This is a genomic window from Massilia sp. Root418 (genome assembly GCF_001425265.1).
GTDB lineage: Bacteria > Pseudomonadota > Gammaproteobacteria > Burkholderiales > Burkholderiaceae_D > Rugamonas.
In genome coordinates this window covers 398249-414708 of the sequence record NZ_LMEC01000021.1, presented here as the reverse complement: position 1 = coordinate 414708, position 16460 = coordinate 398249, and the positions used below count along the sequence as shown (strand labels likewise).

Here is a 16460-nt window from a genome sequence, read left to right as displayed (position 1 = left end):
CCGGCTATTCCTTGTCCAAGAAAGTAAAGGAGGCCATCATGGAAATCGGAGACCAAGGCAAGATTCTGTTCAGGGAATGGGAAGGCGTCATCCCGCGCGTCTACCTCGATTCGGGCGGCGCGCCCACCATCGGCATCGGCCACCTGCTCACGCCGTCCGAGCGCAGTTCCGGCAAGCTGTGGCTGCGCGGCCAGCCGCTCGCCTACCGCGACGGCATCAGCGCCGCCGACTGCGAAGCCCTGCTGGAGCAGGACCTGGAACCGGTGCAGCGCTGCGTGAACGGCGCCGTGACGGTGCCGCTGACGCAGAACCAGTTTGACGCGCTGGTGTCCTTCGCCTTCAACGTCGGCAACGAGGCCTTCCTCAACAGCACCCTGCTCAAGCGCCTGAACGCCGGCCGGCTGGACGAGGTGCCGGCCCAGCTGGCGCGCTGGAACCGCGACCACGACCGCGTGGTGCCGGGCCTGGTCAACCGCCGCAACAAGGAGATCGCGCTGTGGTTGCAGGCCTGAGCTGCAGGCCAAATTCCTAACCGCTACCGGCCCGGATTTAACGTTACAATAGTGGCAACTCCACTCCGGATTGCCGCCCATGACATGCCGCGCTTTTTGCCTCGCCTCGCTCCTGCTGCTGCACAGCGCCGCCCACGCGGCGCTCACCTTCCGCGTGCACGCGGACACCGTGAACACGCCAGGCGCCAACAGTCAGAATACGCCGTCCTCCTCCAGCAGCGACATGCAGGTAGTGCTGGGCGACAGCTACCTCAGCGTGCAGACCGAGAAGCAGATCCAGATCTACGACTTCGCCAAGCGCCGCCGCATTGAAATCGACCGCGCCGCGCGCAGCTACACCGACTATTCACTCTACGACACGGTGGGCTTCCGCACCGCGGAGTTGCGCAACCGCGCCTTCATCAGCCAGATGCTGGCCGCCGCGAAAACCGCCGCGCAGGTGGGCACGCCGGTGGACGACCAGCACGCGCTGTCCGTGCTGCCGGCACCAGCGGCACTTGCGGAGCAAGGGACGGCAGCAGCCGCGCCGGCCGAGCCCAGGCTGGAACGCGCCGAGAGCGACGGCGCCGCGCGCTACAGCGTGGCCGGCGCGGAACTGCTGCGCGCCTCCACGCAGGGCACCGCCGTCGGCGCGGCGGACGCCGCGCGCTTCGCGCAATTCCTGCGCTACCAGTTCGGCGGCCATCCGCTGGTGCTGCGGCAGCTGGAGCAGCAGGCCAGCATTCCGGCCAGGCTGGCGTTCCATCACCGCACCATCTGGGGCGACAGCGAACGCACCCTGGCCATCAGCGGCGTAGCCGAAGCGCCCGCGCAAGCGGCGGCCTATGACTTGAGCGGCTACAGCAAACGCATGGCGGCGCAGCCAGCGCTGGAGCAGCTGCTGGACCAGGCCGGCGGCGGCCAGTTCGGTGCGCAAGCCAAGCAGCGCAAGCTCGCCGCCGACCGATTGCAGGCCTTCGCCGACAAGCGCGGCATGGAGGCGATGCTGATCACCAGTGAACAGACCTTCGTGAACGGCGAGTTCCCCGGTCGCGCCACGCCGGAACAGCTCGCCATCATCCAGAACGATCCCGATTACCGCCTCCTGGGCGGCGCCGTCCAGGTCCGCGAGAAGGCCAAGCTGCAGGCCGCCATCGCCACGCTGCGCGAGCTGCGCACAAAGACCGAACGGCCGTACGTGCTCAAGGTGTTCGAAGCCAACCACCACCTTGCGCTGGGCGACCGCAAGACCGCCATCGGCCTGTTCATCGAAGCGCTGCAGGCCAATCCGCACATGGCTAGTGTCTACAAGGATCTCGGCGACGCGCTGCTGCTCAGCTACGACACGCCGCAAGCGTGGCGCTGCTGGGACATCGGGCGCCAGCTGGCACCGGGTTTTGTGAATTTCCGCTCCGTGAACGATTTCGAAGCCTCGCTGGCGAAAAACTACCCGGAATATTTCTAGGCCGGCTACACCAGGCAGCCCGGCAGCGCCACCCAGAAGGTGCTGCCCATGCCGGGCGTGCTGACCACGCCGATTTCGCCGCCCATCTTCTCCACCAGGTGGCGCGTCATCACCAGCCCCAGTCCGGTGCCCTCCTGTGTGCCGCCCTCCTGCCCCAGCCGGTTGAAGGGCTGGAACATGGCGGCCAGCTGCGCTTCGTCCAGGCCGGCGCCGGTGTCCTGCACCGACACGCGCAGGCGCTCCTGGTCCATCTCCGCACAGTGCACGCTGACGGTGCCGTGGTCGCGGTTGTACTTGATGGCGTTCGACAGGAGGTTGATCAGCACCTGCTTGAGGCGCACGCGGTCGGCCGTCACGCTGGCGTTGTCGGCCACCGCCAGGCGCAGCTCCACGCCGCGCACCCGCGCCAGCGGGTCCACCAGGGTGCGGCATTCCTGCAGCACCTGCGACAGCGCCACCGGCTCGGCGTCCAGGGTCAGCGCGCCGGACTCCACCTTGGCCAGGTCGAGAATGTCGTTGATCAGCCGCAGCAGGTGGCGCGAGGCCTGCAGGATGTTGCCGGCGAACTGCTTCTTCTGCGCCGCGGACGAGGGCAAGTGGTCGGACGCCAGGATCTGCGAGAATCCCAGGATGGCGTTGAGCGGCGTGCGCAGCTCGTGGCTCATGTTCGAGAGGAAGGCGGACTTGGCCTGGTTGGCGCGGTCGGCCTGCAGGCGCGCCACCTGCAGCTCCTCATTGATGCGCACCAGCTGCACCGCGTGCTCGCGCAGGCGCCGTTCCAGGCTGGCGTTCATGATGCGCAGCTTGCGCGTCTCCAGCGCCCGCGCAATCACCGGCAGCACGGCCGACACGCGAAACGGCTTGAGGATGTAGTCCAGCGCGCCCACCTGCATGGCCTGCACCGCCGAGCCTATGCTGCCCTCGCCGGTCATGATGATGCAGGCCAGGTCGGGGTCGACCGCGCGCGCCGCCTGCACCAGAGCGATGCCGTCCAGGCCGGGCATCATCAGGTCCGACAGCAGCAGGTGGAAGCGCACGCCGTCGTCCGCCTCGTCGTCGCCATAGCCCTCTCCGTTGTCCCCATCGTTGTGCGCCGCGCCCTCATCGCGCGCCAGGGCCGCCTGCGCCGCCCGCAGCTCGGCCGCCTGCATCAGCCGCAAGGCTTCCTCGCCGGAGCCGCAGCCCACGGTCTGGTAGCCGCGCTGGCCCAGCGTATCGCACAGCGCGCGCATTTGCGCCAGCTCGTCGTCTACCACCAGGATGCGCACCATGGCCGGCATCATCTCAGGCCTCCGCGCCGCAGCAGGCCACCAGCGCTTCGCGCAGCTCGCTCAGCTTGGGCGGCTTGCCCAGCACGCGGTCCACGTGTACCGGCAGGTCGCCCTCGGCCACGATGCGCTGGCCCCAGCCCGTCAACAGGATCACCGGCGTGGCCGGCGACATTTCCTTGATGGCCTGCGCCACCTTGCGCCCGTCCACGTATGGCATGCCCAAGTCCGTCACCACCAGCGCATAGGGTTCGCCGCGCCCCAGCGCCGCGCGGAAGGAGTCGATGCCGGCCTGGCCGCCGTCGGCCCCGGTCACCACGTGGCCGTCGCGCTGCAGGATGTCGCGCATGGACTTGAGCACCAGCGGATCGTCGTCCACCGCCAGGATGCGTATGCTGTGCCGCAGCGGCGCGGCCGGCAGCGCGGGCGCCGCCTTCGACGACGTTTCCGGCAGCGGGAAGCTCAGGCGCATGGTGCTGCCCTGCCCGGGCGCGGTGAGGATGTCGATCTGGGCGCCGTGGCGTTCCACCATGCCGTACACCATGGCCAGTCCCAGGCCGGTGCCGCGCTCGCCCTTGGTGGTGAAGAAGGGCTCCAGGCAGCGGCGCCGCGTGTCCTCGTCCATGCCCACGCCGCTGTCGCCCACTTCGATGCAGACGCGCCCGCCTTCCAGCCGGGTGCGCAGGGTCAGCTGCCCGCCTTCCGGCATGGCATCCACCGCGTTGAACACCAGGTTGGTCAGCGCTTCGCGGATCTCGCCTTCCACGCCCAGGATGGAGGGCAGCCCGGGGGCCGGCTCCAGCGCCAGCCGTATCGTGATGCCGCGCTGCTGCGGCATGTCGTTCCAGCGCGCGCGCGTCAGGTCGGCCACCTGCTTGAGCAGCAGGTTGGGGTCCAGCGGTGCCAGGCTGGCCTGCGGCTCGCGCAGGCGGTAGAACTCGCGCATGCGCGCCACCGTGGCCGCCACGTCGTCGATGGCGCGCTTGATCACTTCCAGGCAGGAGCGCGCGTGCGCGCTCAGCCCTGCTTCAGTCTCCAGCAGCGATTCGGTGTACAGCACCACCGGCGAGATGGCGTTGTTGATGTCGTGCGCGATGCCGCTGGCCATCTGGCCCAGCGCGCGCAAGCGTTCTTGCTGCAGCGACGCCTGCTGCGTCATGCGCATCTCGTCGTAGGCCGCCTGCAGCGCCGCGTACAGTTCGCTCTGCTTGGAAGCCAGCGCCACGTGCTCGCTGAGCTGGCGCAGGAACTCGCATTCGCCGCTGGAGAAGCTGTGCGGTGTGCGGCGCGCCGCCACCAGCACACCGAACACGTGGCTCTCCACCAGCAGCGGCGCCAGCACCAGTGCGCGCAGGCCGCCGCCGGCCAGGCGCTGCGGGAAGGGGAAATCGACGTCGGCGATGTCGGCCTCGTACACCAGGGCGCCGCGCACGCAGCGCGACAGGCCATTCTCGTCGATGTCGATGTGGCTGCGCTCGGTCACCGGCATGGCCATGGCCAGCGCCGCGCCCTGCAGGCCGACGCAGCTGACCAGCAGCCGGTCGCTGGCATGGTCCACCAGGCAGATGCAGCCGAAGTCGATCGGCAGCTGGTCCTCCAGCGAGCGCACCACCACCTGGAAGATGCTGCGCAAGTCCTGCCGCTCGCCGATCGAGCGCGTGATCTGGTGCAGCAGGTTGAGGCGCTGCAGTTGCGCCGTGGTGCGCTGCTCGGCCTGCTGGCGCACGCCGATTTCTGCCTGCAGCGCGGCGTTCAGGCCGGCCAGCGCGTCGCGCGACACCGTGGTCTGCTGCAGCCGGTCGGTCATGCCGTCGAAGGCGCGCGCCAGGTCGCCGATCTCGTCGCGGGTGGCCACGTTGAGCTTGAAGTCCAGGTCGCCGGCGCCCACCTGCGCCGTGCCTTCGCGCAGCCGCGCCAGCGGCCGCGCCACGCTGCGGTAGCCGACAAAGGTGGTGCCGGCCACCGCCAGCAGCGCCAGTCCCCCGAAGATGCCCACCGCCAGGTTGGCGCGGTGCTGCGCGGCGAGCAGGGCCTGCCGGCTCAGCGCCGACAGGCGCAGCACGTCGGCGATCATGGTCTGCATCTTGTTGCCGATCTGGCCCGCCAGGCGCGATTCGAATTCGTCCGCCACCGCGCGCTCGGGCGTGCCCAGCGGCGGCTTGTTCGGCTGCGCCGACAGGGTGCCGAACAGGCGTTCCAGGCTGGCGTGGGTGCGCTGCAGGCCGGCCAGCAGCGCGGCCTCCTCGCGGCCGTCGAATTCGTCGGCCTGCGTCATCAGCTTGGCCAGCGAATCGCTGCGCAGCTGCCACTGCGCCTCGGCGCGCTGCTCGTGACGCAATACGAACTCCAGCGTCAGGTAGCGCAGCGCCGTCACCGCGTGCAGCATCTCGCCGGCCGCCTCGTTCTTGTCCAGCTCCTGCTGCACGCGCTGCGCAGTGGCCAGCAGCACCACCACGATGGTGGCCACGATGGCCGCCGAGAACCAGCCCATCAGCTGAAAACGCGTCGCCAGTTTCACGTCGTCCCCTTAGTGAATGACCGTCACGGCAGCCGGCGCCACTGCCTTGAGGGGCTGGTAGTCCAGGGCGGTAAGGAAGTTGGGCACCGCGCCCCGGGCCGCCAGGCGGTTTGCCATGGCCCAGCGGGACTGGTCTTCCAGCGCCACCAGCAGCGCCTGGTCCAGGCCGACCGAGAAGTGGTAGGTGGGCCACAGCTCGCGCCATTTTTCGCTGCCGCCCTTGAGCACGGCGCCGGTCATCTCCTGCGCCGCCTGCGGATGCTCGGCGCAGTAGCGGTTGCCTTCGATCAGCGCGCGCAGCAGCTTCTTGATGGTGTCCGGATGGCTGCGCACATAGTCGCGGGTGCCGGCGATGTTGTAGGGGATCTCGTACAGGTCCTCGGCGTCGAACATCACGCCGTTCGGGCCGAGCTGCTTGAGCACCGCGTCCAGGTACGGTTCCCAGCCCGACACCGCGTCCACGTCGCCGCGCAGCAGGGCGGCGCCGAATTCCTCCGGCTTCATATTGACCATGGTGACTTCGCCGGCAGCCAGGTGCTGGCGGTTGAGGAAGGCATTGAGTACGAAGTGGTTGGAAGTGCCCAGCGTGACGCCGACGCGCTTGCCTTTCAGGCTGGGGGGCGAGGTCACGCCCAGGTCCTTGCGGCCGACGATGCCGTGGTCGCGCTCGGCGCGGAAAAAGGTCGCCACCACCGCCACCGGCACGTGCTCCATGACGGCAAACATGATGGGGATATCGGCCACAGTGCCAAGGTTGGCCTGGCCGTCAAGCGCGGCCTGCAGCGCCGCCTTGCCGCTGGTATGCGGCTGGATCCGGGCAGCAATGCCATGGCGCGCAAAATAGCCCTGCTGCTGCGCCGCCAGGATGGGGCACATGGCAACATAGCTGGTGTTGGTGGCCAGAATCAGCGGTTCCAGCGGCACGGCCCTGCCGGACGGGCCGCCTCCCTGCCACCACCATGCGGCCAGGCCCAATCCTGCGAGCAACACCAGGGCTGCCGCCGCGCGCTGCACCGTTTGCTTGGTCATGTTGTATCTCCGTGGAAACGAAGCTAACCGGACCAGCTTACACAATTGCTGCGGCAGCGTAACATTTTCGCCGTTAGCCTTTAGTTAAGGCCTCCGCTGGCTAGCATGCTGATACATGCTTATACATTAGGCCCCAGGCAGTTGCGCTAGAATGCCCGCTCGACTTTGCCCATTCCCACAAGAAACGATGCGAATTTTAGCCCTTACCGCGCTTGGCGCGGCCCTGTGCGCAGCGCCGGCGATCCCGGCCGCGGCCCAGTCCCCGACGCCGTCCCCCATCACGCTGGACCAGGCCATGTCCCACCCGGACTGGCTGGGCACCCCGGTGGAAACGGCCTGGTGGAGCTGGGACGCCAAGCAGGTGTACTACAAACAGAAGCGCACCGGTTCGCCGCTGCGCGACACCTTCCAGGCGGGTGCCCAGGCCGCCTTGCGCGCCGACCAGCCGCCGCGCAAAGTCACCGACAGCGAGCTGGCCAACCTGGACAGCGCCAGCGTGCAGTACAACCGCGAGCGCAGCCGCGCGCTGATGCTGCGCAACGGCGACCTGTTCGAGCGCGACCTGAAATCCGGCGCGCTGACACAGATCAGCAAAGGCGCCACGCCGGCGCCGGTGGCCGCGCAATACTCGGCCGACGGCCGCAGCGTGCAGTACCGCGTGGGCCACGACTGGTTCAGCTGGAACCGCGCCGAGCGGCTGGTGTCGCCGGTGGCGCTGCCGCGCACCGCGAAAGACCCGGCCGCCGCGCCCGATGCCGATTCCTTGCGCGACATGCAGCTGCGGCTGATCGCCACCCTGAAGCGCCAGAAGGACGACAAGGACGCGCTGCGCGAGCGCGGCGACGCCGAGCGCGCGGCCGACGCCACGCGCGGCCCGCAGCCGATCTACCTGGGCGACAAGGTGGTGATCGACGCCACTTCGCTGTCGCCGGACGGCCGCTACCTGGTGATCGCCACCTCGCCCAAGGGCGAGAAGGGCCGCATCGGCAAGATGCCGCGCTACGTGACCGAATCGGGATACGAGGAAGCGGACGACCAGCGCACCCGCGTCGGCCGCGACATGCCCAAGGCGCAGTCGCTCAAGCTGGTGGACCTGAAGACGCGCGAAGTGCGGGACATCACATTCGACGCCCTGCCCGGCATAGCCGCCGACCCGCTGGCCGCCATGCGCGAAGCGCAGAAGCTGCCCGCGCAGAAAGGCAACCGGGCACTGCGCCTGGACGACGAGACCGACGGCGGCATCAGCTGGACCGACAACGGCGCCAAAGTGGCCGTGATGCTGCGCGCGGTGGACAACAAGGACCGCTGGATCGCCGCCATCGACCTGCCGGCCGCCGCGCTCAAGCCGCTGCACCGCATCAGCGACACGGCCTGGGTGAACGGCAGCTACAACGAATTCGGCTGGCTGCCGGACAATGCCACGCTGTGGTTCCTGTCCGAGGAAAGCGGCTACTCGCACCTGTACACCTTGGGCGCGGACGGCAAGCAGCGCGCGCTCACGCAGGGCAAGTGGGAAGCCACGCGCGTGACCTGGTCGGCCGACGGCGGCACCGCCTTCGTGCTGTGCAACCGAAAGACGCCGGGCGAGTACGAGGTGTGCTCCGTCAACGCCAAGGACGCGGCGGTGCGCGAAGTGACCGCGCTCGATGGCGGCGTGGAGCAGTATGCCGTGTCGCCGGACCAGCGCAAGCTGCTGGTGCACTACTCGTCAGCCTATATGCCGGCGCAGATTGCCACGGTCGCACTCGCCGCGAACGGCGTTGGCGCCACAGCCAGGCTGACCGATACGCGCACGCCGGACTACAAGGCGCGCAACTGGGTGCAGCCGGAACTGGTGGCCGTACCGTCCACGCACGGCGCCGGCCCGATCTGGTCCAAGCTGTACCGCCCAGCCAGGCTGGAAGCGGGCAAAAAATATCCGGTGGTGATGTTCGTGCACGGCGCCGGTTATCTGCAGAACACCACCAAGCGCTTCCCGGTCTATTTCCGCGAGCAGATGTTCCACAACCTGCTGGTGGAAAAAGGCTACATCGTGCTGGACATGGATTACCGCGCCTCGAAAGGCTATGGCCGCGACTGGCGCACCGCCATCTACCGCCAGATGGGCCACCCGGAACTGGATGACTACGTGGACGGCTTGAACTGGATGGTGGCCAACCACCAGGGCGACGCGGCCAACGTTGGCATCTACGGCGGCAGCTACGGCGGCTTCATGACCTTCATGGCGCTGCTGCGCGAGCCCGGGAAATTCAAGTCCGGTGCCGCGCTGCGCCCGGTCACCGACTGGACCACCTACAACCACGAGTACACCGCCAACATCCTGAACACGCCGGAGCTGGACCCGGAAGCGTACAAGGTGTCGTCGCCGATCGAATATGCGGACAAGCTGAAGGGCAACCTGCTGATCGCGCACGGCATGGTGGACGATAACGTGTTCTACCAGGACTCGGTGCGCATGGCGCAGCGCTTCATCGAACTGAAGAAGGACAACTGGGAACTGGCCAGCTACCCGCTGGAGCGCCACGCCTACGTGCAGCCGGAAAGCTGGTACGACCAGTACCGCCGCATCTACCAGCTGTTTGAACGCACACTGAAGCAGTAAAGCAAAAGGCCGGGACCATGTCCCGGCCTTTTGCTATCCGCAGGCCTCAGGGCGCGCCGGCAGCGCCCGGATCTTGTTCGAACACCTCCTGCAGCGTACGCGCCTCCAGCAGCGCGTCGCTCCAGCTTGCCAGTTGCTCGGCGCCGGCCTGGGCAAGCTTGCTCCGGACGGCCTGCGGCAACGGCCCGAAACGCCGCGCCAGCTGCCGTTCCAGCAACGCTGCCGCACCCTCCTTGCGGCCCTGTTGAAGGCCTTCTTCCAGGCCTTTCTCCAGACCGCGCTCCATGCCTTTCTCCAAGCCTTGCTCCAAGCCTTGCTCCAGGCCTTGCTCCAGGCCTTGCTCCAGGCCCTTCTTCCACCCCTTGTCCACGAACGACTGCTCCAGCGGCGTGATCCATTCCATGTTGCGCTCCTTCTCCAGCTCAAGGACAGCCTGCCAGTACCGCTCCTGATGAGGCGCCGGCAAGGCCATCATCCAATTGATCACTCTGAACAAAACAATTATGCGCCGTTTGCGCCAGCCATGCTGGTACAGGAGCTTGGTCAGCTGCCATTTGGCAGCGTAAAGCTGTTCCGGGTCGTGGCGGCTCTGCTGCGTGCGCAAATGCGCCAGCGTGACCCAGGCAAAGGGATTATGCGAGGCCAGCAATGCATCAGTCTGAGCAGCATAGTCCAGCAGCTTGGCGGTGCTGAAGGAGATGCCCATTACCGTACCCAGTACGTGATTATGAAAGGCGTGCGGTTGCCAGCCCGGATCATCGTCGGCAAGCAGCACCAGGCTGGCCACGGGCCGCCCGTACTCCTTGAAGATACGGTAGTTGTAGTCCAGTACGCGCCGCGCCAGCGATGCGTCGCGTTGCGCCTGAACCTCGACATGGATCAGCACCCACTGCACGCTGCCGTCGCACAGGCACACCTCAACCAGGTTGTCGGCCACCATGCCGTCCGGCGCGTCGCCGAAACCGATTCCGGCCAATTCCTTGTCGCGGAAACGCGGCCGCCTGGACCAGTCGATCCGGGAGCACAAGTCAGCAAAAAAGAAGGCCATGAAAGCCTGAAAGGCATGGGTCATCGCCAGCTTCCAGGGCAGATCGTAGCGGGCGGGCGGCGCAGTGTTCGGCATGCGCCCAGTCTACGGTCCGGCCGCGTGCGGTCGCCTTGAGGAAGTGCAAGCAGCCTGCAGATTCCAGGCGAGGGAAGAGGCGCTTACTTGTTGTAGAACACGGGCAGGCCCAGATAGGAGAAGTACACGCGCTTCTGTGTAGGCGAAAACAGCAGGCGGTGCGCGCGCAGGAAATCCAGTCCCAGTATCATCCCGTGCTGCGACTCGCCGGTTTCAGCTCCGTCGACGATTGCCAGCACCGGCTTTTGCACCGTCTCGTCGCCGATGCGGAAGGACTCGAACGTCGCGCTCCAGGCATCCCGGGCGGCGCTGCCGATGCCGGTCACCTTGAATCCGTCCGCGCCGTTGCGGCCGACACCGAGGCTTTCAGCGAAACCCCTGCTCACCGTCGAGCCGCCTGCGCCGGTATCGATCAGCGCCAGCGTCTTCTTGCCGTTCAGCTCAACCTCTACCAAGGGCCGCCCGCCGCGCGCCATGGCCACCAGCGGCACGCTCATGGCTTCGCTGTCCCAGTAGGCGATATGGGTATCGCCGCAGTCCTTGGCGCTGAAGAATTTGACGTAACCGTCGCGCACGGCCAGTTCGAATTCTCCGCGCAGCAGGAAGTTGGCGCCGGCGATGGCCTGGAACGGCAGCTTCTCCAGTCCCTCGATCACCGGCACCGCCACCTTGCGCATGCGCACCGGCCCTATCGCCACCTCCCTGGCCTCCACCGTGAATTTCGACGTCCGGCCACCTACGCCGAACACCACGTCGCCCACCTGCAGCTTGGGCAGGTCCAGTTGCCTGGTTTGCGCGTCCAGCAGGAAGGTCTGGGCCGCGCCGGTATCGAGCAGGAACTGCACCGGCTGGCCATTGACCGCGCCGCCAACGCCCAGCAAGGGCGTCTGCCGGTTCGATACCAGCGGGAGCCGCAGCAGCTCGGCAAAATCACACGCGCCGGATGGCGCGGCAGCCGCAGATGCAGGAGCGGCGCCCGCCGCAAGGGCAGCGCCCGCCGCCAGCACGGCACGCAAAATCTTCGTCTTCATGTTTCCTTTCGCTGCAGCGTTCTCGATGGCGAAACAATAGCAAAATTCAGCTCGCCCCGCGCTAGCTGTCGGGCGGCACGGGCCGATTGCGCTTGTATTTGTCCTTGACCGACTGGCTCACCCGGTAAGGATCGCGGCGGCAGTCGCAACCATTGCAAACATCGGCACAGCTGAAAAATGTATTGAGCGCCTCCAGCACCGGATCGAACACACGGCACACTGCCCCGCCGCCCGAAGGGACGTCGCAAGACGGCAGGTCACAGGACGGCAGGTCGCAGAAGCCCGCCTGACGCCGCAGGGCGGAACGCGCGGGGGCGCGCGGCGGCGCGTGCAAACGGTGCTGTTGGCCGCAATCGCTCAGGCGTCTATCCAGCAGTGCCAGGCCGCGCCGCAACCCGAAGCGCGCGATCACGCGCAGGCCGTAGGCTGAACAGCCGTCGCGCCCAGTGTGCACCCGGAACGCGCAGACGAAGCCCTTGCGCGGAGAAAGGTGGCGTTGATACAACCGGATCAGCCATAACGCCAACCATTGCGGACTGCGGCGCACGAAATTGATATACATTGGTGGTCCACAATATTATTCAGGAACTAACAATGATCACCTGCCACCTGCGCTACATCATCGACGCAGACAAGCTCCCGGAATTTGAACACTATGCCCGCTTGTGGATCCCGCTGGTGGAGAAGCTCGGCGGAACGCACCACGGCTACCTGATGCCCAGCGAAGGCGCCAGCGACGTGGCGCTGGCATCGTTCTCGTTCGCATCGCTGGCAGCCTACGAGCAGTACCGCATCGCCGCCGCACGCGACGAGGAATGCATCGCGGCGGTGAACTACTACAAGCAGACCAAGTGCTTCATCAGCTACGAGCGCTCGTTCTTCCGGCCGGTGTTCCGCTAGTATTCAGGGCAGGTCAGCGCGCCACGCTGCTGGGCAGCTCGGTGAAGTCCTCGGTTTTCTCAAGGATCTGCCAGGTGGCCAGCAGCGCCGGCGGCGGCACGATCAGCTTGCGCGCCACCAGGTCCAGCCAGCCGCCGGCGCTGGTGATGCGCGCGGCCAGCTTGCCGTCGCCGCGATAGACGTCGCTGCGCAGCAGCCAGCGGCTGCCGTCCTGTGACATGCCGGCCAGGGCAAGCGTGACGGTGATCGATTCCAGCAGCATCACTTCCTTGAAGTAGGCGATATCGTCCTTCATCACCACCGGGCCGATGTTCTGGCGTTTGAATTCGCTCATGCTGAAGCCGTGCTCCGACAGGAACAGCATGCGCACGTCGCCCGCCTTGTCCAGGAAGGCGGTATTGCGCATGTGGCTGTTGAAGTCCATGTCCCCCCAGCCCGCCATCATCTTCTTTTCAAACATTGCAGCTCCTTGTTCAGGCCAGGAAGTCGGCCAGCGTCAATGCGACGATTTTAGTCGCTTTGCGCAAATCATCCAATGCAAGCCGTTCGTCGGCCTTCTTGGCGTTCGATTCCGGCACGGTGCGCGGACCGGCGCCGTACAGCACCGCCGGGATGCCCTGCTCGCCGTACAGGCGCGCGTCCGCATACAGGGGAGTGCCGACGGCGGGGATGTCCTCGCCGAGGATGGCCTTGGCGTTCTTCTGGATGTTGGCCACCAGCTGTTCGGAACCAGGCTGCGGGCGCAAGGCGTGCGACAGCAGCAGGCGCTTGATCTCGATGCGGATGCCGGGCTCGCCGCGCACCGCATCTTCGATCAGCGCGCGCACCTGCGCCTCCACGGCCACCGGGTCTTCTTCCGGTATCATGCGGCGGTCCATCTTCATCACCACCTTGCCGGGCACCACGTTGGTGTTGGTGCCGCCGTCGATGCGGCCCACCAGCATGGTGGGGCTGTCGATGCCGGGCACCCTGGATTTGACCTTCTTCAGCTCGGCCACCTGGCCGTACAGCGCGTTCAGGATCTTCGTCGCGGCCTGCAGTGCATCGTGGCCGGTTTCCGGCATGGCGCCGTGGCCGGACTTGCCGTGCACGGTGATCTCAAATTGCAGGCAGGCGTTGTGCGCGGTGACGATGTTGTAGCTGAAGCCCGCTGCGATGACGAAGTCCGGCCGGGTGAGCTTTTGCTCCAGCAGCCAGCCCGGCCCCAGCAGGCCGCCGAACTCCTCGTCGTAGGTGAAGTGCAGTTCCAGCTTGCCCTTCAGCGGCACGCCCAGCGCTTCCAGCGCGCGCGCGGCGAAGATATAGGTGGCGAAGTCGCATTTCGACACGGCGGCCGCACGGCCGTAGATGTAGCCATTGTCGATTACGCCGCCGTAGGGCGGATAGGTCCAGCCCTCGCCGGGCGGCACCACGTCGCCGTGGGCGTTCAGCGCAACCGTGGGGCCGCCGTCGGCGTAAGGGCGTCGCACGATCAGGTTGGTGATGGTCTCCATGCCGTAGTCGCGCACCACCTGCTCGGGCACGGCGTGCTTCTCGGCCTCCCAGCCGTGGGCCCGCACCGCCTCGGCGATCATGTCCGCGTGCGGCGCGTTGTTGCCGGGCGGAGTATCGGTGGGCACGCGCAGCACTTGCTGCAGGAAGGCCACCTCTTCGTCGAAGTGGGCGTCGATCCACTGGATCAGTTGCTCTTGCTTGCTCATGTTGGTCCTTTATTTTGCGCCGGACTCGAACCATGCGGCCAGCTGGGCGCGTTCGTCGTCGGTCATATTGGTCAGGTTCGCCAGCGGCATGGCTTTCAGCTGCACCGCCTGTTTGTAGATTTTCTCCGCGTTCTGGCGGATCTCGGCTTCGTTCTCCAGCATCACGCCGGCCGGCGCGGCAGCAAAGCCGGGCTGCGTGGGCGCGGCCGCGTGGCAGGACACGCAGCGCTGCGCCATGATGGCTTGCACCTTGGCGAACTGCGATGCCGGCGCGGGGCCCGCCGCGGCGGCAGCCCGCGCTGCCGGCGGCGGCGGTGCAATCGCCACCGCCACGGCAAGCAGGATGGCCACGCCGATGGCCGGGTAGCGCCACTCCAATCGGCCCTTGTGGCGCAGGTTGAAGAAGTGGCGGATGAACACGCCGGCTACCATGATGGCCGCCAGCACCAGCCATGCATGCTCGTGGCGGTAGGTCATGGCGTAGTGATTGCTGATCATGATGAACAGCACCGGCAAGGTGAAGTAGTTGTTATGCACGCTGCGCTGCTTGGCGCGCTGGCCGTGCACCGGATCCGGCAGGCCGCCGGCCGCCATGGCCGACACCATCTTGCGCTGGCCAGGAATAATCAGCATCAGCACATTGGCCACCATGATGGTGCCTATCATGGCGCCCACGTGGATGTAGGCCGCGCGGCCGCTGAGGAAATGCGTCAGCACGTACGACGCCGCCACCAGCAGCGCGAACACCACCACGCCGAACCAGAAGTCATGCTTGCCCAGCGGCGAACGGCACAGCAGGTCGTACACGGTCCAGCCAACCACCAGCGAGGCAATGCCCAGGCCCACGGCCTGCAGGCTGCCCAGGTCCGCCACGGCTTTGTCCACCATCATGGCCTGCGCGTTGAAATAGTAGGCGATGGTCAGCAGCGCGAAGCCGGACAGCCATGTGGTGTAAGCTTCCCATTTGAACCAGTGCAGTTCCTTGGGCAGTTCAGCCGGCGCCACCAGGTACTTTTGCGGGTTGTAGAATCCGCCGCCGTGCACCGCCCACAACTCGCCCGAGACGCCCTTCTTCGCCAGCTCCGAACCGGCGGCTGGTGGGCGGATCGAATTGTCCAGCCAGACGAAGTAGAACGAAGCGCCTATCCAGGCGATGCCGGTAATGATGTGCAGCCAGCGCACGATCAGGTTCAGCCACTCAAGGCCATACGGGATCAGATAGGCGAAAACTTCCATGGATTCCTCAAGAATGAAGTAGCGGCAATTTACAGAAGATAAACGGTTTTCGTCCCAGCGCCATGAAATATATCGTATATTTCTCATATCCGATCTGATATAAAGCCAGCCTATGTCCAGCCTGCCCAAAAATCTCGATCTGCACCTGATCCGCATCCTCTACCTGCTACTGGTGGAGAAGAATGTATCGCGCGTTGCGCTCAAGCTGAATCAGCCGCAGCCCTCGATCTCCGCCTCCCTGCGCAAGCTGCGCGAACTGACCGGCGACCCGCTGCTGGTGCGCGGCGCGCGCGGCATGGTGCCGACCCAGCATGGCGAAAGCCTGCTCAAGCCCGCCAAGCGCATCCTCGATGAAACGGAGAACCTGTTCATCAAGAAGACGCCCTTCGTGCCGCAGGAGGAAGCGCGCACCTTCCACATCGCCGCGCCGGACTACCTGGACACGCAGTTCCTGCCCAACGTGGTGTCGGCGCTGCGGCGCGGCTCGCCGCTCAGCCGCATCGTGATCCATGGCCTGGGGCCGGGAGTGGACTACGTGCGCCTGCTGTCGGACGGCGACCTGGACCTGGTGATCGCCAACTGGGACGAACCGCCCGAGCACCTGCACATGTCCAAGCTGTTCGAGGACCCCATCATCTGCGCCATGCACGCCGGCGCGCCCTACGCCAAGCGCACACCCAGCGAGGCCATGACGGCCGAGGACTATCTGTCGCTGCCGCACGTGGCGCCCTCGCAGCTGCTGCCCGGCTACCACGGCGTGATCGACGCCTTCCTGGAGCGCCAGAACATGCGCCGCAACGTGGTGGTGGAATCGGCCTATTTCGGCCTGATCCCCTATATGCTGACGCAGACCGACCTGGTGCTGACCACCGGGCGCCAGTTCATCCGCTTCCATGAAAAGACGCTGCCGCTGAAAACCTACACGGTGCCGATCAAGTTCCCGCCGATGCGCTTCTACCAGCTGTGGCACGAGCGGGTGCACGCCGCGCCCGAGCACAAATGGCTGCGCGACCAGGTCAGCGAGGCCGCGAAAGCTCTGCTGAAATGATAAGGGTCATAGGCGGCGGCATATAGCCCGCCTATACCGGCAGATATAT

At 66.4% G+C, this 16460-nt stretch carries 14 protein-coding genes; 5 read left to right on the top strand and 9 right to left on the bottom strand.

Features of this window, described 5'->3' with window-relative positions; translation table 11 throughout:
- Positions 1-38: 38 nt before the first annotated feature.
- On the top strand, positions 39-512 hold the full coding sequence (locus tag ASC94_RS19905) for a lysozyme (RefSeq protein WP_157201525.1): 474 nt from the start codon (positions 39-41) through the stop codon (positions 510-512).
- Between the two features lie 79 nt (positions 513-591).
- A complete protein-coding gene (locus tag ASC94_RS19900) occupies positions 592-1956 on the top strand; it encodes a lipopolysaccharide assembly protein LapB (protein WP_056399253.1) in 1365 nt (454 codons plus the stop codon).
- 5 nt (positions 1957-1961) lie between these two features.
- Here ASC94_RS19900 and ASC94_RS19895 read toward each other — a convergent pair whose 3' ends face one another.
- The 3 genes from ASC94_RS19895 to ASC94_RS19885 are packed head-to-tail and all read right to left on the bottom strand — an operon-like array spanning position 1962 to position 6771.
- Positions 1962-3239: an ATP-binding protein gene (locus tag ASC94_RS19895; protein WP_056399249.1), complete on the bottom strand. Its 1278-nt coding sequence runs from the start codon at positions 3237-3239 to the stop codon at positions 1962-1964.
- Between the two features lies 1 nt (position 3240).
- Complete coding sequence (locus ASC94_RS19890) at positions 3241-5742, bottom strand: ATP-binding protein (RefSeq protein ID WP_056399248.1); 2502 nt, start codon at positions 5740-5742, stop codon at positions 3241-3243.
- 9 nt (positions 5743-5751) lie between these two features.
- Positions 5752-6771: an ABC transporter substrate-binding protein gene (locus ASC94_RS19885; RefSeq protein WP_056399247.1), complete on the bottom strand. Its 1020-nt coding sequence runs from the start codon at positions 6769-6771 to the stop codon at positions 5752-5754.
- 187 nt (positions 6772-6958) lie between these two features.
- Here ASC94_RS19885 and ASC94_RS19880 point away from each other — a divergent pair, with 187 nt between their 5' ends.
- The gene (locus ASC94_RS19880; protein WP_056399244.1) at positions 6959-9373 is read left to right on the top strand and encodes a prolyl oligopeptidase family serine peptidase; all 2415 of its coding nucleotides are present in this window, start codon (positions 6959-6961) and stop codon (positions 9371-9373) included.
- Positions 9374-9419: 46 nt separating this feature from the next.
- Here the strand turns inward: ASC94_RS19880 and ASC94_RS19875 are convergent, their stop codons facing one another.
- The 3 genes from ASC94_RS19875 to yidD form a co-directional block, all read right to left on the bottom strand.
- Entirely contained in the window at positions 9420-10496 is a 1077-nt protein-coding gene (locus tag ASC94_RS19875) for a DUF4351 domain-containing protein (protein WP_056399241.1), read from the bottom strand.
- A gap of 83 nt (positions 10497-10579) precedes the next feature.
- A complete protein-coding gene (locus tag ASC94_RS19870; protein ID WP_056399238.1) occupies positions 10580-11527 on the bottom strand; it encodes a retroviral-like aspartic protease family protein in 948 nt (315 codons plus the stop codon).
- Between the two features lie 61 nt (positions 11528-11588).
- A complete protein-coding gene (yidD, locus tag ASC94_RS32005; protein WP_082616684.1) occupies positions 11589-12089 on the bottom strand; it encodes a membrane protein insertion efficiency factor YidD in 501 nt (166 codons plus the stop codon).
- 32 nt (positions 12090-12121) lie between these two features.
- On the opposite strand from yidD, the gene ASC94_RS19865 reads away from it, so the two are divergent.
- Positions 12122-12427 (top strand): NIPSNAP family protein, encoded by a 306-nt coding sequence (locus ASC94_RS19865; protein WP_056399235.1) that lies wholly within the window; start codon positions 12122-12124, stop codon positions 12425-12427.
- Positions 12428-12440: 13 nt separating this feature from the next.
- Here ASC94_RS19865 and ASC94_RS19860 read toward each other — a convergent pair whose 3' ends face one another.
- Genes ASC94_RS19860 through ASC94_RS19850 form a run of 3 tightly spaced genes read right to left on the bottom strand, consistent with a single transcriptional unit; the run spans position 12441 to position 15363 of the window.
- The gene (locus ASC94_RS19860) at positions 12441-12887 is read right to left on the bottom strand and encodes a thioesterase family protein (protein ID WP_056399232.1); all 447 of its coding nucleotides are present in this window, start codon (positions 12885-12887) and stop codon (positions 12441-12443) included.
- A 13-nt stretch (positions 12888-12900) separates the two neighbouring features.
- Positions 12901-14127: a M20/M25/M40 family metallo-hydrolase gene (locus ASC94_RS19855; protein ID WP_056399229.1), complete on the bottom strand. Its 1227-nt coding sequence runs from the start codon at positions 14125-14127 to the stop codon at positions 12901-12903.
- 9 nt (positions 14128-14136) lie between these two features.
- Positions 14137-15363, bottom strand: coding sequence for a urate hydroxylase PuuD (locus ASC94_RS19850; protein WP_056399220.1), 1227 nt, complete (start codon positions 15361-15363; stop codon positions 14137-14139).
- A 112-nt stretch (positions 15364-15475) separates the two neighbouring features.
- Between ASC94_RS19850 and ASC94_RS19845 the strand changes: the two genes are divergently transcribed.
- Complete coding sequence (locus ASC94_RS19845; RefSeq protein ID WP_056399218.1) at positions 15476-16411, top strand: LysR substrate-binding domain-containing protein; 936 nt, start codon at positions 15476-15478, stop codon at positions 16409-16411.
- Positions 16412-16460 lie beyond the last annotated feature (49 nt).